16 protein-coding genes and 1 tRNA gene are annotated in these 24,022 nt (G+C 68.9%); 3 read left to right on the top strand and 14 right to left on the bottom strand.

Annotated features, from left to right (window positions below; genetic code table 11):
• Positions 1 to 16: 16 nt before the first annotated feature.
• Positions 17 to 1,201, bottom strand: a complete 1,185-nt coding sequence (locus tag O9271_RS02965; RefSeq protein ID WP_298266057.1) for an acyl-CoA dehydrogenase family protein — start codon at positions 1,199 to 1,201, stop codon at positions 17 to 19.
• A gap of 147 nt (positions 1,202 to 1,348) precedes the next feature.
• Here O9271_RS02965 and O9271_RS02960 point away from each other — a divergent pair, with 147 nt between their 5' ends.
• Positions 1,349 to 2,074: a pseudouridine synthase gene (locus tag O9271_RS02960; protein WP_298266055.1), complete on the top strand. Its 726-nt coding sequence runs from the start codon at positions 1,349 to 1,351 to the stop codon at positions 2,072 to 2,074.
• On the opposite strand, the gene O9271_RS02955 is transcribed toward O9271_RS02960, so the two are convergent.
• The 12 genes from O9271_RS02955 to O9271_RS02900 form a co-directional block, all read right to left on the bottom strand.
• A complete protein-coding gene (locus tag O9271_RS02955; RefSeq protein ID WP_298266053.1) occupies positions 2,028 to 2,687 on the bottom strand; it encodes a TlpA disulfide reductase family protein in 660 nt (219 codons plus the stop codon). The two genes, O9271_RS02960 and O9271_RS02955, sit on opposite strands and share 47 nt — an antisense overlap.
• A complete protein-coding gene (locus tag O9271_RS02950) occupies positions 2,680 to 3,909 on the bottom strand; it encodes a methyltransferase (protein ID WP_298266051.1) in 1,230 nt (409 codons plus the stop codon). Before O9271_RS02950 ends, O9271_RS02955 begins: the two co-directional genes overlap by 8 nt.
• Before the next feature lie 52 nt (positions 3,910 to 3,961).
• Positions 3,962 to 6,703, bottom strand: coding sequence for an alpha-1,6-glucosidase domain-containing protein (locus O9271_RS02945; RefSeq protein WP_298266049.1), 2,742 nt, complete (start codon positions 6,701 to 6,703; stop codon positions 3,962 to 3,964).
• Between the two features lie 77 nt (positions 6,704 to 6,780).
• Positions 6,781 to 6,854 (bottom strand) — tRNA-Ile (locus O9271_RS02940).
• A 213-nt stretch (positions 6,855 to 7,067) separates the two neighbouring features.
• A complete protein-coding gene (locus O9271_RS02935) occupies positions 7,068 to 7,349 on the bottom strand; it encodes a hypothetical protein (protein ID WP_298266047.1) in 282 nt (93 codons plus the stop codon).
• A 190-nt stretch (positions 7,350 to 7,539) separates the two neighbouring features.
• Entirely contained in the window at positions 7,540 to 9,381 is a 1,842-nt protein-coding gene (typA, locus tag O9271_RS02930) for a translational GTPase TypA (RefSeq protein WP_298266045.1), read from the bottom strand.
• 69 nt (positions 9,382 to 9,450) lie between these two features.
• Positions 9,451 to 10,401 (bottom strand): 4-hydroxythreonine-4-phosphate dehydrogenase PdxA, encoded by a 951-nt coding sequence (gene pdxA, locus O9271_RS02925; protein ID WP_298266043.1) that lies wholly within the window; start codon positions 10,399 to 10,401, stop codon positions 9,451 to 9,453.
• Positions 10,398 to 11,789, bottom strand: a complete 1,392-nt coding sequence (locus tag O9271_RS02920; RefSeq protein WP_298266041.1) for a peptidylprolyl isomerase — start codon at positions 11,787 to 11,789, stop codon at positions 10,398 to 10,400. Before O9271_RS02920 ends, pdxA begins: the two co-directional genes overlap by 4 nt.
• A 126-nt stretch (positions 11,790 to 11,915) precedes the next feature.
• Complete coding sequence (locus tag O9271_RS02915; protein ID WP_298266040.1) at positions 11,916 to 13,370, bottom strand: peptidylprolyl isomerase; 1,455 nt, start codon at positions 13,368 to 13,370, stop codon at positions 11,916 to 11,918.
• Between the two features lie 30 nt (positions 13,371 to 13,400).
• Positions 13,401 to 16,712, bottom strand: a complete 3,312-nt coding sequence (mfd, locus tag O9271_RS02910; protein ID WP_298266038.1) for a transcription-repair coupling factor — start codon at positions 16,710 to 16,712, stop codon at positions 13,401 to 13,403.
• 36 nt (positions 16,713 to 16,748) lie between these two features.
• Positions 16,749 to 18,653 (bottom strand): BatA domain-containing protein, encoded by a 1,905-nt coding sequence (locus O9271_RS02905; RefSeq protein ID WP_298266037.1) that lies wholly within the window; start codon positions 18,651 to 18,653, stop codon positions 16,749 to 16,751.
• Positions 18,653 to 19,558 (bottom strand): DUF58 domain-containing protein, encoded by a 906-nt coding sequence (locus O9271_RS02900; protein ID WP_298266036.1) that lies wholly within the window; start codon positions 19,556 to 19,558, stop codon positions 18,653 to 18,655. The genes O9271_RS02905 and O9271_RS02900 overlap by 1 nt, the downstream gene beginning before the upstream one ends.
• Before the next feature lie 372 nt (positions 19,559 to 19,930).
• On the opposite strand from O9271_RS02900, the gene lepA reads away from it, so the two are divergent.
• A complete protein-coding gene (gene lepA, locus O9271_RS02895; protein WP_343213867.1) occupies positions 19,931 to 21,727 on the top strand; it encodes a translation elongation factor 4 in 1,797 nt (598 codons plus the stop codon).
• A 109-nt stretch (positions 21,728 to 21,836) separates the two neighbouring features.
• The gene (waaF, locus tag O9271_RS02890) at positions 21,837 to 22,889 is read left to right on the top strand and encodes a lipopolysaccharide heptosyltransferase II (protein WP_298266034.1); all 1,053 of its coding nucleotides are present in this window, start codon (positions 21,837 to 21,839) and stop codon (positions 22,887 to 22,889) included.
• On the opposite strand, the gene O9271_RS02885 is transcribed toward waaF, so the two are convergent.
• Positions 22,883 to 24,007, bottom strand: coding sequence for a serine hydrolase domain-containing protein (locus tag O9271_RS02885; RefSeq protein WP_298266033.1), 1,125 nt, complete (start codon positions 24,005 to 24,007; stop codon positions 22,883 to 22,885). The genes waaF and O9271_RS02885 overlap by 7 nt on opposite strands.
• Positions 24,008 to 24,022 lie beyond the last annotated feature (15 nt).

Genomic DNA, 24,022 nt, shown 5'->3' with positions numbered 1-24,022 from the left:
GCCCGCCCGCCGGTCGCTACACGAACGCGGAGTGGCCAGTAATGGCGCGCCCCACGATCATGGTGTTGATCTCATTCGACCCTTCGTAGCTGTAGATGGCCTCGGCGTCGGCAAACAATCGCGCCACGTGATACTCGAGCAGGATGCCGTTGCCGCCCAGCGCCTCCCGCGCCAGCGCTACCGTTTCGCGGCACCTGGCCGCGCAGAACTGCTTGGCCAGCGCCGAGTGCTCATCGCGGGGACCCAACCGGTCCTGCAGCTCCGACGCCCGCAGCGCCACGCCGATCATGGCCGTCACGTTGCCCAGCATCTTCACCAGCATCTGCTGTACCAGCTGATAGGAGGCGATGGGACGACCGAACTGGCTGCGCTCGCCGGCGTAACGCAACGCGTGTTCGTACGCCCCCATCGCGCATCCCACCGCCTGCCACGCCGTCCCGCAGCGCGCCGTGACCAGCACCCGCTGGGTATCGGCAAACGAGGTGGCACGCTGCAACCGGTCGGCTTCCGCCACCCGAAGGTCGCGCATGGTAATGAGGCCGTTGTGCACCGTGCGCTGCGCGATCTTGCCGCGCATGAGCTCCGCCGAGTACCCCGGCAGCGCGGTCCGCACGATGAACCCCTTCACCGTCGCGTCGGCTTCGTCACGCGCCCAAATCACCACCACGTCGCACCAGGTGGCGTTGCCGATCCACTTCTTCTGGCCGTTCAGCACCCACGTGTCGCCGTCGCGCCGACAGGTGGTCGTGAGTCCGCGCGCGACCCCCGACCCCACATCGGGTTCGGTGAGACCAAACGCGCCCACCAACTCCCACCGACGCAACGCCGGCAACCACTCCTCCTGCTGCTCCAGTGACCCGCACAGCGCAATGGCGCTCATGCACAGCCCGGCGTGCACACCGAAGAAGGTGGCCAGTGAGGGATCGACGCGTGCGAACTCCATGCTGAGCAGTCCGTCCGACACGGTGGCCACAGGTGCGTGGGCCGGCGTGTACCGATGCCGCAACAGGTCCAACGCCTTCATGCGCGCTATGAGGTAGTCGCGGGGGAACTCCCCCTTCTCCCACCATTCGTTCGCCTGCGGCTCCCACTCCTCCGTCATGAACTGCCGCAAGGCGAGGCGCTCCGCGTTGACCTCGTCGGGCACCGTGGAAAACCAGTCGTAGAAGTCACTGGTGGTGATGGCAGGGCGACGCGGCATGCGAGCTCGGAACGAATGGGAATGTGCAGGGCGCCCTACGGGAGCGCCGCGAGCGGGCCGATGGCGTGCACGGGCCCCCGGCAATGGCTCCGGCAGTATAATGCACGGGCCCGTTTCGATCCTTCTGCCCCGCCCTCAGCGCTTCGCGTGTCCCTCGCCCGCTATCTCGCCCGCCTCGGTTACGGCACCCGCAAGGAGTGCGAACGGCTGGTTGCCAGTCGGCAGGTCCGTTCGGCCAGCGGGGCCATCCTGCGGGACGCCGATCCGTTTGCCCACGATGATGTGCGCCTGGACGGTGCCCCGCTCGATCCTCCGCCCGGGTCCGTGGTCCTGCTGCACAAGCCCGTGGGCTACGTGTGCTCCACGCGCGATCGGCCGCCGCTTGTGTACGACCTGGCGCCACCGCGATGGTTGCAGCGCACCCCCGTGCTGGCTACCGTGGGGCGTCTCGACGCCGACACGAGCGGCCTGCTGCTGCTCACCGATGACGGCCCGCTGAATCACCAGTTGACGTCCCCGCGATGGCACCTGCCGAAAGGCTACGACGTGACGCTTTCCGACCCGTTACGGGGGGAAGAGGCCGAGCGGTTTGCCAGCGGGACGCTGCGGCTGCAGGGAGACGATGCTCCCCTGCGTCCGGCGGTGCTGACGGCACAGGCGCCGCGGCAGCTTCGTCTGACGATCAGCGAGGGACGCTATCACCAGGTGCGGCGCATGTTCGCTGCCGTGGGCCATCATGTGGTGACGCTGCACCGCGCCACCTTCGGCCCGCTCGACCTGACGGGCGTGGCACTCGGACACTGGCGCGTGCTGTCTCCCGAGGAAGTCAGCGCACTGCGTCTGGCCGTGCTGGAGGCGAAGGGGTCGCGGTAGCCGTGGGGCGTTCGGCCAGCAGGCGCTTGATGGCCGGCCGCAGCGTGAGGGGGCCCACCGGGCCCATCACGGTGTGGCGCACCACGCCCTGCCGGTCGACGAGAAAGCTCGTAGGGTACCCGCGCACGCCACCGAAGGCGGTGATGACCTCATCGGTGACGATCGCCACCGGATAGCTGATGTCGCGCTCGGCGAGAAAGGCGTCCACCGCCTGCGCCGGACCGCGATCCACCGACAGCCCCAACATCACCAGCCCGTCGGCGGCATAGGCGTTGGCGAGTTGCTGCAACGCCGGCATCTCCGCCCGGCACGGTGGGCACCAGGTTGCCCACACGTTCACGAACACGACGCGTCCGCGAAGACTGTCGGCGGTGAGCCGGTCGCCGCCCCGCGTGGTCACGGCGTAGTCCGGTCGCAGCGCGGCGCGCTGCCGCACGCCCAGCAGGGCCTCCACGTGCGGCCAGCAGCGTGGCGCCGCCCACAGCACGACGGCGGCGGTAAAGAGGTTGGACAGCGTGAGCCAGCGGAGGAGCCGCGCGGGAATCCACGCCGGAGCCCAGGCGGGCGCCCGTGCAGGCTCACCAGCAGGCCGCGGCTCGCGCTCCTCAGGCACGGCGCACCCCGCCGATGACCTTGAAGCGGCGTCCGTCGTGCGCCGTGCGCACCTCGCCGAAGACCTCGGCGATGAGGCGTTCGTACGGCAGCGTGCGGTTGGCCACCAGATACAGGCGCCCGCCGCGATGCAGCCGCGCATGGGCCTGCTCGATGAAGGCGCGCGGAATGGCCAGATCGGTGCCCTTGCCCAGGTGAAACGGCGGATTGCTCACCACCACATCGAAGGTGCGCTCAGCGACGGCGCGGCACACATCGCTGGCCCGCACGTCCACGTTGGAGCACTCCGCCAGCCGGGCGGTGCGCTGAGCGCAGCGGATGGCGTCGGCGTCGGCGTCGAGCATGCACACCGAGCCGGTCGGGGTGAGGCGTGCGGCCACCACCCCCAGTACGCCGGCACCACACCCCAGGTCGAGCACGGACTCGCCGTCGTCGACGCGCATGAGGTCGGCCAGAATGCCGGATGCCTCGTCGAGATGCTCCCACGAAAACACCCCGGGGCGCGTGGCCAGCACGAACGACGTACCGCCCGCGACCACCGGCTGTTCGGAGAACGCGTCGCCGTCGAGCCAGCGGATGTGCGTGAGCGCCGCGTCTCCCGGCGCCTCGCGCATCTTCACCGCCGACAGCAGCCGACAGCCACTATGCTGGTTCTCGAGCCGCGCCGCCCCGAAGAGCTGCTCCAACAGGCGCGCCGCCGGCTTGGCGCCTTCGTCGTTCGCCCCCGCCAGCAGACACCGTCCCCCCACCGCGAGAGCGCGGAAGGCTTCCACCACGGCCAGCTGCACGCCCAGCTTATCGGTTGGAATGCGAATGGTCGCCAGCTCGCACGAGCCCGCCTCCACGTGCGGATTGACGCACGCCGCGTGGAACACGGCCGGTGCGGGGTGGCCGTCGTGCTCGCCCTGGGGAGCGGAGGCGAGCAGCGACCGTCGGGTGGCCTCGGCGTTCGCCGCGTACCGGTCGAAGGCGAGCGGCGCAAAACCCACAGCCTGTGCCACGGCGGGCACGAGCCCATTGCCGCTGCCCAGGTGCAGGGACCGTACCCCAACGGCCGACGGCAGGCGGGCGGCCACGGCTTCGGCCAGCATGCCGGCGGGGGCGTCGGCACCACCGTGGGCCATGACGCCCGGCTTGGACGCCACGGCCACCACCGCGTCCATGACGGGCACCCGTCCCACCTGCCACGTGTCGTAGGCAGAGATTTCACTGCGCGTGTTCATGGGCGCAAGCTATTGCATGGGGCGACGGGCGAAACGCCCAACCGGTGCCGCACTAGCGGCGTCCCCAGACCACAGCGGTGCGTGGCGGCACCGTGAGCACACCACGCGCACGGTCCCAGCGGGCGCTGTGGACGCGCGCGTCGGCCGCCGTGGGGGCGCCCAGCACCGGATGCAGCTGCAGCGGTGCGCCGGCCAGCCACGGGACTGTCACCTCGTGCGCCACCGTGTCGGCGTTCACGGCGTACAGCAGGTCGGCGAAGTTGGCACCCGCCAGTCCACGGCCATCAAGATGGGCGGCGACCACCGTGGGCTGCTGCGCACGCCCCACGTTGGCAAAGCGCAGTCGGGTGCGCACCTCCCCCGCCGTGCGCAGCCGGAAGAGTGTGGAGCTCGCGCGGATGCGCAGCAGGTCGAGGAAGGCGGCGCGCGTGAAGCGCACCGCTGCCGGCGACGGCACCAGCGCGGTATCGACCAGCCGCTCGCGCTGCAGCGGCCAGCTGGCCGCGTTGTCGTTGCGCGGGGGCAGCCCACGGCCGAATCCGTGTCGCGCGCCCGTCGGGTCGTAGCTGTTGAACCAGTCTCCCGAATCGAAGCTGTTGCGATCGAGACTCTTGCTGCGGAGCAGCTCCTGCCCCGCATGTACGTACGCGATGCCCTGACTGAAGAGGACCAGTGCCGACGCCAGCAGCTGCACCCGTGCCCGGTCGTCCATGGTCGTGCCGCGCGGCAGCTTCAGCACGTTCGCGTCGAACAGGGTGGTGTTGTCGTGATTCTCCACGTAGTTCACGACTTCGGCCGGTGTGTGCACATACCCTGCGGGTTGATCGCCGTAGCGCAGCGACGCCCCCGACTGCACCGCGCCGCTGGCGGTAACGAAGCGGTAGTCGCGCAATGTGCCGGCGAGCCCCAGTCGCACGAGATCGGCAGCCTCGAGCAGCGCCGCGCGATCGGCGGCCGGCGTGTCGAGCTGCTGCCGCTCCGTGTTGGGGGCATAGCCCAGGCCGTTCACCCAGCCTTGGTGGCGTAGCTGCGCCACGCCATCATCGAGGGCGCTGCCGCCGCGAATGGCATCGCGCGCGCGATCGGAGAAGGTGGCGATGCCACTGCCCCCCAGCGCACGCTGCGACGCCTGCACGAAGCGCCGGCCATCGGCGACTTCGCCGAAGTTCCACCCTTCGCCGATGAGCGGCACGGTGGTGCCGGCGGCCGCGTTCACCGCGCGCTGGAGACGCTCCATGGCAGCACGCGGCTGGTGCCCCATGAGATCGAAACGAAACGAGCTGACGCCATAGTGCCGCACCCACGTCACCGCCGACTCGATCATGAGCTTCGCCATCAGGCGATGCTCGGTGGCCGTGTTGGCGCAGCAGGTGGACGTTGCCACGCGTCCGTCGGCATCCAGCCGATGGAAGTAGCCTGGCACGATGCGGTCGAGCACCGATTGCGGCGACTGACCGGCTGCCGTGGTGTGGTTGTAGACCACGTCCATGCCCACCCGCACCCCGGCGGCGTTGAGCGCCAGCACCATCTGGCGGAACTCGCGGATGCGGGCCTGATAGGCACCGGCATCGCTGGCGTAGCTGCCTTCGGGCACCGTGTAGTGCAAGGGGTCGTAGCCCCAGTTGAAGCAGTCGCTCCCGGCCGTGGCCATGACGGTGGCCTGCTGCTCTTCTCCCGCGGGTGTGCCGCGCACGTCCGGCGTGTGGCAGCCGATCTCGGGAATGCTGGCGAGGTCGAACACCGGCAGCAGATGCACGTCGGTGACACCGGCGCGCGCGAGTGCCTGCAGGTGACGCATGCCGTGACTCGCGGTGTCCGTGAACGCCAGATACCGACCGCGATGGGCCACGGGTACGCGCTCATCCTGCACGGAGAAGTCGCGCACGTGCAGCTCGTAGATGACCTGATCCACCGCATGGGCCAGCGCTGGCGGCCGGCGCCGGTTCCACCCCGGGGGCGCCAGCGTCGGATCGTCGAGGTCTACCACCACCGACTGCGCGGAGTTGGCCGTGAGGGCAAGCGACCAGGGGTCCGTGACCCGATTGCGCACGATCCCGGTCCCGGGGACATGCACATCGACGACATAGCGATACGCGGTGCCCTGCGGCGCGTCGGGGACCGTGGCCTCCCACACGCCGCTGACGGTATCGGGGTGCAACGGTACAAGGCGCGCGCCCCCCGTTCCCTCGTGGAGACACACCGCCACCTCCCGGGCGGTTGGTGCCCAGAGGGCAAAGCGGGTGCGCTGCCCGGTCGTGGGCCGGGCCCCCAGCGTCACGGATTCGGCGGCGGTGGCATATAGCGCGTCAATTGCCCGTGCGGTCTGCGTGTGTGTGGCCGCCAGCACCCGTCCCTCCCCATCTTCACGCACGAGCACCAGCGGCGCCGCCAGCAGCGTGCGTGACACTGGCCTGCCGCGTGCCAGTGAGAGGGTGGCGCCGGGGAGCACGTGACGGGTGGCCTGCGCCAACGGCGCGGCAAGGGAGCCGGTACGCACCACCAGCAGCACCGTGTCGGTGGCGCCCACCACTCGTTCGCCCGGGCGCACCGTCAGCGAGGCCCCCCGGCTGGCATACAGCACGAACCGGCCGCTATCGAGCGGCGCCTGCGGCCAGCGCAGCGTACGGGCGTCGAGCCAGACGGCACGTGCCGCGGCGGGGTGGCCCTGTACCGGCTGGAGCAGGCGGGCGTGGGTCTCGGCGGTGCAGTCGCCTGCCGACAGCGGCTGGGCGGCGGCCGACCCGGCGGCGCCCAGCAGGACGGCCGCGGTGAGGGGACGGAGGGACGAGCGCATGCAGTGAGCCTAAGGCAAAGGGCCCCGGAATGTCCGGGGCCCTTGCGTACCTGTGCGAAATGCGACGAACCGATCAGTGGGCCTGAGAGGAGTTGAACCTCTGACCTCACGCTTATCAGGCGTGCGCTCTAACCACCTGAGCTACAGGCCCGGTGCCAGACACCCGAACCGGGGTGCCAATCCACCAGAGCCGCATAATGTATCCCCGGTGGGGGCTCGAGTAAAGGGAGCAGCCCGCTTTTCCTTGCTCTCCCCGTGGCCGGAGCTCAGCCAGGACGACGCCTCCGGGAAACGCACAACGGGCGACCCTGAGGTCGCCCGTCTTCCCTCCGCCGGTATCCCACGAGGGATACGCGACGCACGCTCACGCGTCGGGGTCGTCCTCGTCGCCGTAGCCGAGGTCCTCGTCGAAGTCGTAGTCGTCGTCCTCGTCGTCGTCGTCGTCGTCGAGATCGTCGTCGTCCTCGTCGTCGAGATCGTCGTCATCGTCGAAATCGACGTCGTCCTCGTCCTCGTCCTCGTCGAGATCATCCTCGTCGAAGCCCTCGTCATCGAACTCCTCGTCGTCGGCGGCGAGCATGAAGACCGACGACTGCACCTTCTCTTCGAGCGCGTCCATCGACGACGACCCGAACAGCTCCAACATGGGACGATTCTCCTGCGAGTGTGAAAGAAAGGGCACGCGTGTGCCTGCTGTGCGGGAGTATCGGCAGGCGACGCGCAGGGCGCAAGCCGACACAACGCACCGACACCCCGAAAAACGCACCCGGACGCGAACCCGGGCCCACCGTGATCGGCTGGGCCCGGATGGTGACTGCGGCAGCGGAGGCGGGGGGTTACGCCGAGGCGCGGTCCCGCTCGCGCTTGACTTCGCGCGTGACGCGCTTGCGGTCGCTGGCGGCCAGCATGCGCTTGCGCAGGCGGATGCTCTGCGGGGTGACTTCGATCAGCTCGTCATCCTCGATGTACTCGAGGGCGCTTTCGAGGGTGATCTGGCGGGGCGGCTCCAGCACGATGGCCTCGTCCGCGCCCTTGGAGCGCATGTTCGTGAGCTTCTTTTCCTTGCAGGGGTTCACGTCCATGTCTCCCGGACGCGAGTTCTCGCCAATGAGCATGCCCTCATACACGGCATCGCCCGGGGTGACGAAGAGCGTCGAACGCTCCTGCAGCGAGAAGAGCGCAAAGGCGATGATGGTGCCGTTTTCCATGGACACCAGCACGCCGCGCGAGCGCCCCGACAGCGGCCCCGCCCACGGCCCGTACTCCAGGAACCGGTGGTGCATGATGCCCGTCCCGCGCGTATCGGTCAGGAACTCCGAGCGGTAGCCGAAGAGCCCGCGCGCCGGCACGCGGTACAGCAGGCGCACCAGCCCCTGCCCCGGGTTCTTCATTTCGATCATCTCGGCCTTTCGGGGGCCCAGCTTCTCGATGACCACGCCGAGATAGTCCTCGGGCACGTCGATGGCGAGCTCCTCGAAGGGCTCGAGCTTCTGGCCGTTGTCGTCGATGCGGGTGATCACGCGCGGGCGCGACACCTGGAACTCGAACCCTTCGCGCCGCATCGTCTCCATGAGGATGGACAGGTGCAGCTCCCCACGCCCCGACACACTCCAGGCGTCGGTGGTGTCGCTGTCTTCCACCCGCAGCGCCACGTTGCGCTCGAGCTCCTTGTAGAGCCGCTCACGGATCTGCCGCGAGGTAACGAACTTCCCATCCTTGCCGGCGAAGGGGGAATTGTTCACCACGAAGTCGACACTGATCGTGGGTTCCTCCACGCTGATCCCTTCCAGCGCCTCCGGCGTGTTGGGATCGGTGAGCGTGGTGCCGATGTCCACGTTTTCGAAGCCGGCGAGCAGCACGATTTCCCCTGCCGACGCCTCCTGGATTTCCACGCGCTCGAGCCCTTCGTAGCCGTACAGCTTCGTGACACGGCCGCGCACGGGCGCGGCGCTGTTGTCGGGGGTGACGAGGGTGATGCTGTCCCCCATGTGCACCATGCCGCGCTCGATGCGCCCGATTGCCATGCGGCCGAGATAGGCCGAGTAGTCGATCGTGGAGACGAGCATCTGGAAGGGGCCGTCCTTGTCGGTCGGCGGCGGCGGGACCGTCTTGACGATGGTTTCGAACAGGGGTTCGAAGTCCACTGCTTCCTGGTCGAGATCGAGCGTCGAAATGCCGTTCTTGGCCGAGCAGTACACCACCGGCGAGTCGAGCTGCTCCTCGGTGGCCTCGAGCTCGATGAAGAGCGAGAGCACCTCGTCGTGCACGCGGAGCGGGTCGGCACCCGGACGGTCGATCTTGTTGATGACGATGATGGGCGTGCGCCCGAGTTCCAGCGCCTTGCGCAGCACGAATCGCGTCTGCGGCATGGGGCCGTCGAAGGCGTCGACGACCAGCAGTACCCCGTCCACCATGCGCAGAATGCGCTCCACTTCGCCGCCGAAGTCGGCGTGCCCCGGCGTGTCCACGATGTTGATTTTCGTGTCCTTCCACCGGATGGAGGTATTCTTTGCCAGAATGGTGATCCCCCGCTCCTTTTCGAGCGGATTGGAGTCCATCACGCGTTCTTCGACGACCTGATTTTCGCGGAAGGCTCCGGCCTGGCGGAGCATTTTGTCGACGAGGGTGGTCTTCCCGTGGTCGACGTGCGCGATGATGGCGACGTTGCGAATTTCCATAGCCTTAAAGGATAGCGGGGACAGGGATACCAAAACAACGGCCTGCCGGTCCGGAATGATCCCCCGCGGTCACACCTGCCCCTCGCCGCCGCCGCTCCTGCCCGCCTGCCGGCGCTCCACCATGTCGATGGCCACCTGCATCGCCCGCACCAGACTCTCGGCGCTGGCGATCCCCTGCCCCGCAATGTCCAGCGCCGTGCCGTGATCCGGCGAGGTGCGCACGAACGGCAGCCCGAGGGTGATGTTCACGGCGCTGCCGAAGCTCGCGACCTTGATGGCCGTCATCCCCACGTCGTGGTACGGCGCAATGACGGCATCGAATTCTCCGCGCAGCGCACGCACGAACACCGTATCGGCGGGAAAGGGGCCGAACATGCCGCAGGCGCGTGCAACCGGCGCCAGCAGGTCATCGTCCTCGCGGCCAAAGCGCCCGCCGTCGCCCGCGTGCGGATTGAGGGCACAGAGCGCAATGCGCGGTACCGCGATGCCCAGGTCGCGGCGCAGCCCCTCGTGGGTCGTGCGGAACGTCTGCTCCAGCACGTCGCGGCTGAGCGCGGCCGGCACGTCGCGCAGCGCGATGTGCGTGGTGGCCAGCACCACCCGCAGCCGGTCGCTGGCCAGCATCATGGCCGTGGGGACGCCCGCCAGATGCGCCAGCATTTCGGTGTGCCCGGGAAAATCGAAGCCGCCGGCCTGCAACGCATGCTTGTCGAGCGGCGCCGTCACCATGCCCGCAACCTCGCCGCGCAACGCGAGCTGCGCCGCCAGCTCCACCGCGCGCCCGGCGAAGCGCCCGCCGGCGGCTTCGTCGCGCGCGGCATCGCCCGTGGGCGCCCACACGCCCAGATCGTCGTGCACCGGCACCCCACAGCCACTCGGGCCAATCACCCGCCACGCCACCGCGTTCGGCCCATGCGCCGAGGCGCTCAGCGCCGCGATTCGCGGATCACTGAGCGCCTTGCCAACGATCTCCGGACCGATGCCCCGCGGGTCACCCAGCGTGAGCGCGAGCCGCCTCACCGATCGCCGCCCCCCTGCTTGGTGGGATCGTAGCGCACGCTCACGTAGGTTTGCTTCTTCAGGTTGTCGATGAGGCGGCGCATCTTGCGCTCCTCCGACAGCTGGTCGCGGATGCGATCGCGCGCCTCGTTCAGCGTCCACTCCCCCGCCTCATCCAGAAACGTGACCTGGGCGATGACGAACTTCGCCACACCGGCCGACGGATCGGGGAGCGGGAACGGATCGACGATCTGGTTGAGCGTGGCGCCCTCGAGCGCATTCCGGTACGGCTCCGGCAACTCACTGCGCGGATACTCCGGAATGGTCTTGTCCTCACCACTCGCGTTGTCGTGGAACTTCACGCTGAGCGAGTCGAAGCTGCCGCCGGCGCGCCACGCCACCACGATGCTATCGGCCAGCTCCTTGGCGCGACGCTCGTCGCTCGAGTCCACCTGCGGGCGGATGAGGATGTGCCGCGCCTTCACCTCCGCCGGCTGCACGCGATCCACGCGAATGATGTGAAAGCCGAACGCCGTCTCGACGATGGGGCTGATCACGCCGGGGTTGAGGGAGAACATCATGCGGTCGAACTCGGGCACCATGCGCCCGCGGCGGTTCCAGCCGAGGTCACCCCCCAGCTCCGCCGAGCCGTCCATGGAGTACTTCTTGGCCATCAGCTCGAAGTCTTCCGGCCGCTTCTGCAGCTCGTTCCACAGCGAGTCGATCTTGTCGCGCGCGCGCTTCTTGGCCGCCTCGCTGGGCTTGGTGGCCACCACGATCTGCCGCAGGCCCACGCGGGCTTCCTTGCGGCCAATGCGCTGCTTGAACACCTCGAACGCCTCGCGGATTTCCTCCTCACTCACATTCACCGCGCTGACCTTGCCGTCGCGCTGCAGCTTCTGCATGACCTGCTGCTGCATCTTGTCGCGGCGCAGCTGATCGCCGGTGATCTTGCGCCACTCCTCGATGGTGCCCATGCCGGCTTCCTTGAGCGCCGCCTTGAACTCGGCGTCGCTCTGAAAGCGCTTGCGGATGTTCTTCTCCTGGTCGTCCACCGAACTGGCCACGTCGCCGTCCTGCACCTCCACCTTCTCGTCTTTCGCCTTCTGCACCAGCAGCTCGGCGTCGATGAGGCGCTCGAGGATGTCGGCCTCGAGCTTGGCGAGGTCCGCAGCCGACTCCACCTTGGCGCCCGAGGCACGCGCCTGGTTGACCGCCGTCATGACCTCCGACACGAGGATGATCTGATCCCCCACGATGGCGGCGATGCCGTCGATAGGCAGACCACGGACGGTATCCTGCGCGGGCTTGGCTGCCGCCGCGGCGGTTGACGCGGCGGTCGCCTGCGCGCGCACGAGCACGGGCGCCGCCATGAGGGCGACAGCAGTGAGCAGAAGGCGGTGGTTCATGCGAGGCATCATTCGGGTAGGTACCCGCGGGCGGGAACAGGGTTGCAGTGCGGCCATCGTGGCCCCGTGTACAACGCGCCCCGGCCGGAAGCCGGCCGGGGCGCTGAGACCCACCGGTGTGGGCGCTTACTTCTTGGTCGTGTCAGGAGCCGGAGCCGGGGCCGGCGTACTGGGCGCCGCCGCACCGGGCGCACCGGGCGCCGCCGGCGGCCCCTGCTGCGCCTTGCTCGAATCGGCCTTGGCGCGCACGCCCTTGGCCAGCTCGAGCACCTTGTCCAGCCCGGCCTCGTTGATGGCGAAGGTGTACTTCTTCTGCACCGCACGGGCCACCGGGTACGGCACGTCCACGAACGGCACTTCGTTCTTCACGAGCTTGCCGAAGAAGGCATCCACCTTGGCGCCGGCGATCTTCTCCTTGTCACCGCCCGCCACCTTGGCGCTGTCGGCCAGCTTGCTGGGCTCCACCCCGAGCGACGCCCACGACTGCGTCACCGCGTTCTTGAAGTTCAGGAACAGGTTCGACATCTCGGCCGTGTCCACCGTGGCCTTGGCGCTGTCGGCCTGACGCAGCACGAGCTCGTTACGCACGATCTGCTTCACGAACTTCTCCACGAGCGTGTCCGGCGCCTGTACCAGCTGCGGGCGGATCTGCGACGACGGCGGATAGGCCGCGAGCCACTCAGCGAAGCGCGACGCGGTGAGTTTGCCACCCTTGTAGGTGGCCATGGCGTCGGTGTCCTTCATGTACCCCAGCGTGTTCTTCGCGATGGCCTTGGCCTTCACTGTGGCGTTGGCCTCGACCTTGACTTCGTTGCCGGCTTCGAGCTTGGCCAGGTACGTGCTCTCGGCAATGGCCACGTTCCGCTGCTTGGCGATGGGCGCGAACTTCTCCGCCACATCGGCGAACGGCGTGCGGTAGATGATGTGGAAGCCGAACGACGTCTGACAGAGCTCCTTGGAGATCTCACCCGGCTTCATCGCGGCCACGCACTTCTCGAACTCCGGCACCATCATGCCCTTGCCGAACAGCCCCAGATCTCCCCCGCGCTCCTTGGCGCCAGGCTCGTCGGAGCGGGCGGTCAGCGACACGAAGTTGGCCGTGGTGGCCTGCTGCAGGATCCCCTGCGCCTTGCTCTTGGCGGCCGCGATCTGCTCGGGCGTGGCGCCCTGATCGGTCTTGATGAGGATGTGGCGGGCGGCATACGCCTCGCCGCTGTTGTACCGGTCCTCGTCGCTCCCCGGCACCTGTGCGTCCCAGCCCTTGGAGACGTTGTCGTAGAACTTCTTCACGCGGATGTTGTCGAGATTCGACCACAGCGCGTCCTGCATGACCTTGGGATCGGTGAGCGAGTCACCCTTGGCCGCCGCGAGGGCGACCAGCTGGTAGTTGACCCACAGCTCGGCAATGGAGCGCGCCACGTCCTTCTCGAGGGGCGCCTGCGACTGCCCCACGATCTCCGCGAGCCGGGCCGCCGAGAGCTGCTGATTGCCGGCGGTCGCCGCGACATCGGGATTGGACGCTGCCCCACAGGCAACGGCGAACGCGACGGCACCCAGCACGGACAAACGGTATGATTTCATCAGGTCGGACTCCGGTAGCGGAGACGAAGGTCAGGGAACGAGGGCCTTGAGTGCACGGATCAGCCCGTCGAGCATCTCGGCGCCCCCCAGTCGGGTGAGCTTGAGTGCCAACGGTTGCGCACGGCGGACATCCACCTGGAATTGTACCCCGTGGAATGCCGCTGACAGCCCCTTCAGGCGCGGAACTGCGTCAGCCCTGAAAGTAATACGAGCCTCGGAAGCGCGCACAAGCACCCCCTCCACCCCCAGGGCGGCCCCGATCACCCGCAGCATGGCACTCCCGAAGAGCGCCTCGGCGGGGGCCGGCAGCGCCCCGAACCGGTCGCGCACCTCCTGCCGCAGCGCCTCGATGGCGCCGGCATCCCGTAGCGCCGTGAGGCGGCGGTAGACATCCAGCTTGGCTTCCGGCGACGCGATGTAGTCGTCGGGGAGGAAGCTCGGGAAGTCGAGGTTCACGTCGGCCGGGATCCACGCCTTCTGCGACCCGTCATCGGACAGCTGCCGCACCGTTTCGTCGAGCAGGCGCAGGTACAGGTCGAACCCCACGGAGTGCACGAACCCGGACTGCTCGGGGCCCAGCAGGTTGCCGGCGCCGCGCAGTTCGAGGTCCTTGAGGGCCACCCGGTAGCCGGCGCCCAGTTCCGTATGGTGCTCCAGCACCGCCAGACGACGCTCGGCATCTTCGTCCACCCGGTCGGGCACCAGCAGGTAACAGTAGGCACGCCGGTGTGACCGGCCCACGCGCCCACGCAGCTGGTACAGCTGCGCCAGTCCCAGATGGTCGGCCCGGTTCACGAACATCGTGTTGGCGTTGGGTACGTCGAGGCCGCTCTCCACGATGAGTGTCGAGACGAGGATGTCGAGCTCCCCCTCCACGAACTGCCGCATGATCTTCTCGAGGTCGCGCTCCTTCATCTGCCCGTGCCCCACCCCCACGCGGGCGCGGGGCACGATGCGGCGCAGATGGTCGGCGATCGCTTCGATGGTTTCGATGCGGTTGTGCACGAAGAACACCTGCCCGCCGCGGTCGAGCTCCCGGCTGACCGCCTCCTCGATGAGCGCGTCGTCGAACGGCTCCACGAAGGTGAGCACCGGCGAGCGGTCGCGCGGCGCCGTCTGCATGAGCGTGAGGTCGCGCAGCCCCGCCAGCGACTGATGCAGCGTGCGCGGAATGGGGGTGGCCGTGAGCGTGAGCACGTCGGTGCTGAGCTTGAGCTGCTTGAGCCGTTCCTTGTGCTTCACGCCAAAGCGGTGCTCCTCATCCACGATGATGAGGCCAAGCTCGGCGAACGACACATCGGGGCTGAGCAGCCGGTGCGTGCCAATGATGATGTCGATCTGCTTCTTCTTGAGCTTCTCCACCACCACCGCCTGCTGACCGGCGGTCTGGAAGCGGCTCATGACCTCCACCGTGACCGGGAAGTCGGCCAGACGGTCGCCGAAGCTGCGCGCATGCTGTTCGGCCAGAATGGTGGTGGGCACCAGCACCGCCACCTGCCGTCCGCTCTGCACCGCCTTGAAGGCGGCGCGAATGGCGATTTCGGTCTTGCCGTAGCCCACGTCGCCCACGAGCAGGCGATCCATGGGGCGCTCGCCCTCGAGATCGCGCTTCACGTCTTCGGTGGCCTTGCGCTGGTCGGGCGTGTCCTCGAACAGGAAGCTGCTCTCCAGCTGGCGCTGCCACGCCCCATCGGTGCCGTGTGGCGGCCGCGTGGTGACCTTGCGGCGCGCATAGAGGTGCAGCAGCTCCTGCGTCATTTCCAGAATGGCCATGCGCGTCTTTTCGCGCTGCGCCTTCCACTTGTTGCCCCCCAGCTTGTGCAATCGCGGCGGGGGCGCATCGTCGCTCACATCGCTGGCGCTGCGATACCGTTCGATCTGATCGATGCGGTACAGCGGCACATTCAGCCGATCGCCCCCTTCGTACTCGATGACGGCGCTTTCGATGGTGGCCTCGCGCACGAACACCTGTTCGATGCCGCGATAGATGCCGATGCCGTGCTCGAGGTGCACCACATAGTCCCCCGGCTTGAGCGCCCCCAGCGACTCGAGCGATGCGCCGGTGCTGTAGCGGCGTGCCCGGCGCAGGCGGCGTTCGCGGCGGAAGATCTCGTGGTCGGTGAGCACCCGCACCACATTGGGCACCACGAAGCCGCCTCCCAGCACGCCAATGGCGAGCGACGCGGCCACGGGTCCGTCTTCGCCAAGGAGCTCCTCGAGGCGCTCCGCCTGACCGGCGTTGTCGCACAGGATGACCGTATGCAGACCATCCCGCTGCAGGCGACGCAGCACGCGCAGGTCGCGCGAGATCGTCTCCGGATGCCGAATGGGGAACGCCACGTCGGGCTCCGGCCCCACCGGCACGTTGTCGGCGGCGTTGGTGCTGACGGCGCGCTGTGGCGGCGGATTGAAGCGCACCGTGCCGAAGCGCGCCAGCGTGCTCGCCATCTTCGGCGGCTCCACGAAGAGCCGGTCGCGGTGCGTGTACTCCTCGCCGCGGCGCAGGGCGAGCTCGATGTGATGCGACGCCTCCTCCCAGGTGCGCACGAGCTCCGGCAACACGCTGCTGCCGCTCGGCATGATCACGAGCGAATCGGCGGGCCAGAGCTCGGGGAGCGTGACGCGCTCCCCCGTGTCGTCGCCCAGCTGCACGCGCCCGTCCACTGGCAGCACGAGCGCCACCGCGGCGTCGCGCGTGCTGCGCTGCGTGTTGAGGTCGAAGTGACGCAGCTCGATGATGTCGTCGCCCCAGAACTCGAGGCGCACCGGCTCCGCCATGCCGAACGAGTAGATGTCGAAGATGCCGCCGCGCACACTGAACTGCGCCACGTCTTCGACCATGGGCACGCGTTCGAAGCCGATGCTCTCCAGGTGCGCCGCCAGCTCCTCGGGGCGCCGCACATCCCCCTTGCGCAGCTCGAGGCGCGCGCCTGAGAGCGCCCTGGGGAGCGCGGTCTTTTCGAGCACCGCCCGCGAGGTGGTGAGCAGAATGCGAACGCCGCTGCGCCCAAGCTTCTCGAGCGTTTCCACCCGCTCGCCGGCCACTTCGGCGTGCGGCTCCACTTCACCAAACCCTTCGCGCGGCGGGTAGAGCGCCACCGGCACATCGTCGACCAGCGCCTGCAGGTCGGCGAGCCACCGCTCCGCGTCACCCAGCTGGTCGGTGATGACCACGACCAGCCGCTGCGGCATGGCACGCGCGAGCGCGGCCACCAGCACGGCGTCGGCCGAACCGGCAAGGCCGCCAACACGAAGCGACCCACCCGGACCGGGAAGGGTCTTGAGCACACGATCGAAGGCCGAGAGCCCGGCGACCGCGTCGAGCAGACGTGGAAGTCCCATCGACAACCTGAAGCAAGAGAACAGAAAGCCCGAACGCTAACGACCGCTCACATAGGCTTCCGCCAACAGCGCTGCCAAGGCCAGCGCCACGAGGGGCAACAGCAGTGCCTGACCCGCCGCTCGGGAGAACACAGCCTCCTGCCACTTCGTTCCGTCGGTCGCGGTCACCACATCGCGGCCGGTCACGAGTGCCGCGACGGCCGCGTTGGGTGCGGCGGTCGCGGTGGCCGCCGCGGCAAACTCCGACTCCGAGGGCTCCCCGTTCACCACGAGGGCCCCCGCCCGGGTCTCCTGCCGCCGCAAGAAATACACACCGGCCTGCGTGGGCACGGTGAGCCGGTCGGAGGCCAGCGGCGATACCGTGCCGTCGGGCGCCTCGAGGCCGGTCAGGTCGCGCAGGCCACTCACCACCTGCCCAGGGCTGGCCTCGATGAGGCGCCCGTCGTCGCCCAGCCGCCGCGCGAGCGCCTCCAGCAGCCAGGGCACGAACGCCGCATCGAGCGGCAGGTCGGTGGCCTCGGGGTCCACTGGCGAGCCAAGCAGCACGTACCCCTCGCCGGCCACCACCCACGGCGCGCCGCCGGCGGTGGCGATGGTATCGGGGGCGCCGGTCGGCGCCGCCGCCCCGCTGCCCGGGGAGTACTGCAAGGGGTACCGGGTGCGTACCGGTGTGCCGTCGAAGGCGCGGGCCGAGATGGAGCTGGTGTCCACGGCACCGCCGCGCGCCGGCACGCGGGCCAGCACCTGCGAGCGGGCAATGGCGCCAAAGCGCCACGGAATGCCGAGGCGTTCGAGCTGGCGGTTGGCCTCACCCACCGCAATGGGGTCGCGCGGTGCCGTGAGCAGCACGGGCAACCGGGTACCGGGTGCGTCGGCCCCCGATACGGTCACGGCACGTGATTCCCCGGCGCGCGCGCGGGCCAGCCGCCCTTCGTCCACCAGCGTACCCAGCGCGGCGCCCAGAAACACGCCCCCCTCACCGCGCACGTTCACCGTGGGAGGCGGCGCCACGCGCACGGCAAACCACCGCGTGTCGTCGGCGCGCAGGGCGTCGGCGTCGAGTTCCACGCTGCCGCGCACCCACCCGCTGCTGGTGCTGGCAAGACGCTGCGTCACGCGGGCCGGTGCCTCGAGCGTGGCGGGCGGCACCGTACCACGCGCCACGGTGCGGCCGTTGAGGGTCAGCCGCCACGCGGCCGAATCGGGGGAGGTCACCGCCAGCGTGACCGTGCCACCAGGGGTCCAGCGCACCGGCTCCGGTGTGGCCTGCAGCACGGCGCGATTGCGCGGCAGGGGGCCGTCACGTTGCAGCGTGATCACCGGCACCTCGTCGCTCTGCACCACCGAGTCGCTGCGAAACGAGCTGCGCTGGCCGTCGCTTACGATGGCCACCACCGGGGTGCGCGGCGCCCCGCTGCGCGCCAGTCCCACGGCGCGCCGGGTGGCGGCGGCCAGATCGCCACGCCCCCCCAACGGCTGCAGCGCGTCGAGCCCGGCGCGCAGCGCGTCCGGCCCCCCACCGATGACCCGGCCGTCGGCCGTGACGATCCACGCGCGATCGTCGGCGGTGAGTTCACCCACCAGCGCCCGGGCATCCACCCGCAGGCTGTCGAAAAGCACCCGCCCGTTCTGCACCACGCCGGTGCTGAGCGAGTTGTCCACGACGATGGCCAACGCCATGGGAGCATGCCCCACACCAAGCAGCCGGGCGATGGGCCGCGCGGCAGCCAAGGCCAGCGCCAGCACCGCCAGCAGCCGCAGCAGCAGCAACAGCCGGTTGCGCAGCTTGAGATCGCGGCTGTGCTCCTGCTCCATGCGCTCGAGGTAGCGCACGGCGGGGAAATCGATCACACGCCCGACGCGGCGGCGCAGCAGGTGTACCAGCAGCGGCACACCGGCCAGCAGGCCGAGGGCAAGAAAAGCGGGGGCCAGGAACGCCATTATACCATCGCCCCGCGGCCGTTGACGCCCACGAGGTGCCGCAGGGCGCGCCCGAACGGCTCGTCGGTGTATGCCAGCGCGTAGCGGGCACCGGCCCGACCAAGCGCCGACTTCCAGTCGGCGAGCGCTTCCTGCACCGTGGTGCGATAGGTGGTGCGCACATCGCCGGGGCTGGCCGGCACTTCGTGGCCGCTTTCGGGATCGCGATAGCGCGCCTCGCCGCTCTCGGGGAAGTCGCGCTCGGCGGGGTCCATGACGTGCAGCACCAGCACCTCATGGCCGCGAGCGCGCAGGGTGCGCGCGGCATCGGCGGCGGGCGCGGGGTCGGTGAGGAGATCGGAGAGCAAGACCACGAAGCCGGGGCGGCGCACCAACTTGCCGGCAGCCGCGAGGGCCTCCCCCACGTTCGAGGCCGTTCCGCCCCCCGGTTCGGCGAAGGCCGCCACGAGCCGACGCCACTGCCCGCGCTGCGAGCGGGGCGGGACCACATCGCGCAAGGCGGCGTCGAAGCGCACCAGCCCCACGGCATCGCGCTGGCGCAGCAGCAACAGCGCCATGGCACTGGCCAGCCGCTCCGCGTACGCCAGCTTGGTAAGGCGCGCCGGGTCCCCGGCCCACTGCATGGAGGCGCTCACGTCCAGCACGAGCATGGCGCGGGCGTTGGTCTCCTCTTCGAACTGCTTCACCACCCAGCGGTCGGCCCGGCCGGCAATGCGCCAATCGAGATAGCGCAGGTCATCGCCCGGCATGTACGGACGATGCTCGGCGAACTCCACGCTGAACCCCTTGCGCGGCGACCGGTGGAGCCCGGTGATGAAGCCGTCCACGACCCAGCGGGCGACCAGTTCGAGGTGGCCAAGGGCGGCGAGGACGGCGGGATCGAGCTGGTCGGCGCGGGTGGACATGTGGGGAGAATACGCGGGCGGCGGATATTTCGCTCCACGTCCTATTCTCGACCGGGGACTCGGTGCGAGAGCAACGCGTCCACACAGTGCTCACGGAGGCTGGTGAGGGCTTGGAGAACCGCCGAATACGTGAACTCGGCAGTTCAAGGGGCCGGTCTCCGTGCCCTCACCATCCTCGGCGAACTCCGTGTTGGCGCGTTGCCCCGCTCCCGACCGGGTGGATTGAATTGGGGTCACCATCAGATGGACGCTGATCCCAGCCTCGCCACGCCTCCGAGCCCGGTCCCAGTGCCCCGCGCCGCCTGTCCCCGCTATTTTTCGAGGTTGGCCGGGATTTCCTGTCCGGCTCCTGTCCCTAAGCAAGGCATTCCGTTGCATCTCAGCCACATCCGCAACTTCTGCATTGTTGCCCACATCGATCACGGCAAGTCCACGCTCGCCGACCGCCTGATCGAGAAGACCGGCACACTGCAAAAGCGCGAAATGAAGTCACAGGTGCTCGACACGCTCGACCTCGAGCGCGAACGCGGCATCACCATCAAGTTGAACGCCGTCCGCATGAGCTACACCGCGGGCGACGGACAGCACTACGAGCTCAACCTCATCGACACCCCCGGCCACGTGGACTTCACGTACGAGGTGTCGCGGTCGCTGGCCGCCTGTGAGGGCGCCATTCTCGTGGTGGATGCGTCGCAGGGCATTCAGGCGCAGACGCTGTCCAATCTCTTCCTGGCCATGGACGCGGGGCTCGAAATCATCCCCGTGCTCAACAAGATCGACCTCCCCGGCGCCGAGCCGGAGCGCCGTCGGCAGGAAGTGGTGGACCTTATCGGCTGCCTGCCCGAAGACGTGCTGTGCGTGAGCGGCAAGGAGGGCACGGGCGTGCCCGAGCTGCTCGAGGAAATTGTGCGTCGCGTCCCGCCGCCCACGGGTGAGCTGGATGGCCCGCTGCGCGCCCTCATCTTCGACTCGTACTACGACAAGTACCGCGGCGCCATTCCCAGCATCCGCGTGGTGGATGGCGAGATCCGCAAGGGCATGAAGATCACTTTCGGCGTCTCCGACAACGTCTACGAAGTCGCCGAAGTGGGGTACCTGCAGCTGCGCCAGGTGCCCACCGACGCGCTGCGCGCCGGGGAAGTGGGGTACGTGCTCGCCGCCGTGCGCTCCGTGCGCGAAACGCGAGCCGGCGACACGATCTTCGACAAGGACAACCGCGCGGCCGAAGCGCTGCCCGGCTATCAGGAAGTCAAGTCGTTCGTGTTCGCGGGCATCTATCCCACCGACACCACGCAGTACGAGACACTGCGCGACGCGCTCGAGAAGATGAAGCTCAACGACGCGTCGCTGCAGTACGAGCCCGAAACGTCCACCGCACTTGGCTTCGGCTTCCGGTGCGGGTTTCTGGGGCTCCTGCACATGGAGATCGTGCAGGAACGTCTCGAGCGCGAATACGACCTCGACCTCGTCACCACGGTGCCGAGCGTGGAGTACCACGTCACCAAGACGGACGGCACGGAGTTGCTGGTCGAGAACCCGGCGCTCATGCCGCCGGCGGTGGTGATCGACGACGTGCAGGAGCCGTACGTGCGCGCGCGCATCATGTGCCCGGCCGAATACATCGGGCCCATCATGACGCTGGGCATGGAACGGCGGGGCATCTACAAGAACACGCGCTTCCTCGACACCGTGCGCGTGGAGCTGGACTGGGAGTTTCCCCTCGGCGAAATCATCCTCGACTTCTTCGACAAGATGAAGACGGTGAGCCGCGGGTATGCGTCGCTCGATTACGAGATGCTCGAGTACCGCTCCAGTGACCTCGTGCGCCTCGACATGCTCATCAACGGCGACGCCATCGATGCGTTCTCGGTGATCGTGCACAAGGACAAGGCCTACGAGTGGGGGCGCAAGGTGGCGGAGAAGCTCAAGGAGCTCATTCCGCGCCAGCTCTTCGAAGTGGCCATTCAGGCCACCATCGGTCAGAAGGTCATTGCGCGCGAGACCGTGAAGCCGCTCCGCAAGGACGTGCTGGCCAAGTGCTACGGCGGCGACATCTCCCGCAAGCGCAAGCTTCTGGAGAAGCAGAAGGAGGGCAAGAAGCGCATGAAGCAGGTGGGCAGCGTGGAGATTCCGCAGGAAGCCTTCCTGGCGGTGCTTCAGGTGGATTGACGGCAGGCTGCGCGTGATCGTCCGGGAAGTTTTCAGTTTTCAGTTGACGTCTTTGGCCATCAGTTCACTGACAACTGAGAACTACCACTAAGCACTTGAAACGTCCCCGATGATCTCCGCCGTCCTCCAGACCTCGTTTCTCGGCGACATGGTCCTCACCACCCCGCTCCTCGAGCGGCTGGCTGGTGAGGGCCTTGTGCATGTGGTGGGCACCCCGGCGAATGCGGCGCTGCTGGCCAACCACCCCGCCGTGGCGAGCGTCATCGTGTTCGACAAGCGCGGCGCCGACCGCGGGGTGAGCGGGCTGCGTCGGGTGGCCAGGCGCCTGCGGGCGGTGGGGGCGCAGCGTGCCTTTCTGGCGCAGGGCTCGAACCGCACCGCCGCGCTGGCCTTCCTGGCGCGCATCCCGGAACGGATCGGGTTCGACACCAGCGGTGGGCGTCTCTTCACCACGCGGCGGGTACCATACCAGCCGTCGCTGCATCACGCCGCGCGCCTGTGGCAGCTTGCCAATGCCCCCGGTGAGCCCACGGTACCTCCGCCACTTCGCCCGTCGCTGTTTCCCGGGGAGCGCGAGCAGGCCGCGGTGGCGGCCCTGCTGGCCATGCACGACGTTCACGACGGCGACACGCTGGTCGCCCTCGCCCCCGGCAGCGTGTGGGCCACCAAGCGCTGGCCGTCTTTCGACGCTCTCGCCGCGGAGCTGGTGCGCTCCGCCGCACTGCCCAACGCACGTCTGGTGGTGTTGGGCGCCGCGGGCGATGCGCCGCTCGCCGCCGCCATTGCCGCCGCCGCACGCAACGTGGGGGCGCCGTCCGTAATCGATGCCACGGGGCGCCTGTCACTGCTCGGATCAGCGGCGCTGCTGGCCCGCTGCCGCGTGCTCGTCACCAACGATTCGGCGCCCCTCCACCTCGCCAGCGCCATGAACACCCCCACGGTGGCGCTCTTCGGCCCTACGGTCCCCGCACTCGGATTCGGGCCGCTGGCCGAGCGGCAGGTCGTGGTGCAGCACGACACCCTGCCCTGCCGCCCCTGTCATGCGCACGGCCCCATGCAGTGCCCCCTGGGGCACTGGCGCTGCATGCGCGATCTCTCGCCAGCGGCCGTGCGCGCGGCGGCGGAGCGCGCGGCGGCGGAGCGCGCGGCAACCGCTCAGTAGCGGATCGCCTGGCGCAATCGCTGCCAGAACTGCTCGTCGAAGGTACTCATTGCCAGCGGGTTGCCGCCGCTCACATCGGCCTCGTCGCCGTGTCGTACCACCACGAGGTCGAGGCTCGGGATCACATAGATCTTCTTGTCCCCCTTCCCGAGGGCCGCCACCAGGTCACGGGGCGCCGACGGCATCAGCGGGCCAGTGAGTGTTGGAAGAACAGAGGGCCCGGGAATGCGGTGCCGCTCGGTGCCGTTGAGCCACCAGAGCATGCCGTACGCCGGATTGTCATGCGGCGCCGGGCGCCACATCTGCGTCACCCACGACGTGTCGGCCACGATGCGCGTGGGGCCCCACGCCCCGCGCGACAGCGTGAGCAGGCCGAAGCGTGCCATGTCCCGGGCGCTGCAGCTGAGAATGAAGCCCGGCTCGCCGGTGTCCACGTTGAATCGCCAGCTGCACGTCATGCCAATGCGATCGAACAGGCGCGTGCGCGAGGCCGTGGTGATGTCCTGTCCCGCGGCGCGCGTGACCGCCGCAAAGAGCTGGTAGTAGGCCGGATTGTTGTAGTAGAACCGCGTCCCCGGTGCGGCGACCGTGCGCAGGGAGTCATCGAGCCCGGAGGACATCTGCAGCAGGTGACGCACGGTAATGCGCCCCTCGGTGCTGGGGCTGCGCGACCATCCCGCCCCCAGGTATTGGCTGGCCGGGGCATCGATCGAGAGGCGCCCCTCCGCCTGCAACTGCCCGATGAGCGTGGCAAGCACACTCTTGCCGGCGGAGGCGATGATGCTGTCGGTCTCGCCGGTCCATCCGCGCCAGTACCGCTCCGCCACCAGGCGCCCCCGCCAGGTGATGACCACAGCGGTGGAGCGTTGGGTACCGGCCCAGTCGAGGGCGGCGCGCAGCGCCGTGGTGTCCCAGCCCAGGGCACCGGCACTCACCGTGGGCCACTCCGCCCCCGGAGCGGGGTGCACGAAGGGCAAGGCACGCACATCGGCTGGCGGTGCCGGCAACGGTGCCGGTGACGATGTCGCCGGCGTGGGCGCTGGCGCCGTGGGGGCACCGCCGCAGGCCATGAGCATTCCCGGCGCGAGAAGCCGGAGGAGACGAGCGATCGAAGGCATCCCCTATAGACGCGC

Source organism: Gemmatimonas sp. (assembly GCF_027531815.1).
GTDB lineage: Bacteria > Gemmatimonadota > Gemmatimonadetes > Gemmatimonadales > Gemmatimonadaceae > Gemmatimonas.
Note: the sequence above shows the minus strand (reverse complement) of the source record. Positions and strands in the feature narration are given on the sequence as shown.

Excerpts from the sequence above, each read along its gene's own strand:
- O9271_RS02920 (WP_298266041.1), bottom strand. The coding sequence starts at position 11,789 with ATGAACCACCGCCTTCTGCTCACTGCTGTCGCCCTCATGGCGGCGCCC.
- O9271_RS02900 (WP_298266036.1), bottom strand. The coding sequence starts at position 19,558 with ATGTCCACCCGCGCCGACCAGCTCGATCCCGCCGTCCTCGCCGCCCTT.
- mfd (WP_298266038.1), bottom strand. The coding sequence starts at position 16,712 with ATGGGACTTCCACGTCTGCTCGACGCGGTCGCCGGGCTCTCGGCCTTC.
- O9271_RS02950 (WP_298266051.1), bottom strand. The coding sequence starts at position 3,909 with ATGAACACGCGCAGTGAAATCTCTGCCTACGACACGTGGCAGGTGGGA.
- waaF (WP_298266034.1), top strand. The coding sequence starts at position 21,837 with ATGATCTCCGCCGTCCTCCAGACCTCGTTTCTCGGCGACATGGTCCTC.
- O9271_RS02945 (WP_298266049.1), bottom strand. The coding sequence starts at position 6,703 with ATGCGCTCGTCCCTCCGTCCCCTCACCGCGGCCGTCCTGCTGGGCGCC.
- O9271_RS02915 (WP_298266040.1), bottom strand. The coding sequence starts at position 13,370 with ATGAAATCATACCGTTTGTCCGTGCTGGGTGCCGTCGCGTTCGCCGTT.
- O9271_RS02885 (WP_298266033.1), bottom strand. The coding sequence starts at position 24,007 with ATGCCTTCGATCGCTCGTCTCCTCCGGCTTCTCGCGCCGGGAATGCTC.
- O9271_RS02935 (WP_298266047.1), bottom strand. The coding sequence starts at position 7,349 with ATGTTGGAGCTGTTCGGGTCGTCGTCGATGGACGCGCTCGAAGAGAAG.
- typA (WP_298266045.1), bottom strand. The coding sequence starts at position 9,381 with ATGGAAATTCGCAACGTCGCCATCATCGCGCACGTCGACCACGGGAAG.
- O9271_RS02905 (WP_298266037.1), bottom strand. The coding sequence starts at position 18,653 with ATGGCGTTCCTGGCCCCCGCTTTTCTTGCCCTCGGCCTGCTGGCCGGT.
- O9271_RS02965 (WP_298266057.1), bottom strand. The coding sequence starts at position 1,201 with ATGCCGCGTCGCCCTGCCATCACCACCAGTGACTTCTACGACTGGTTT.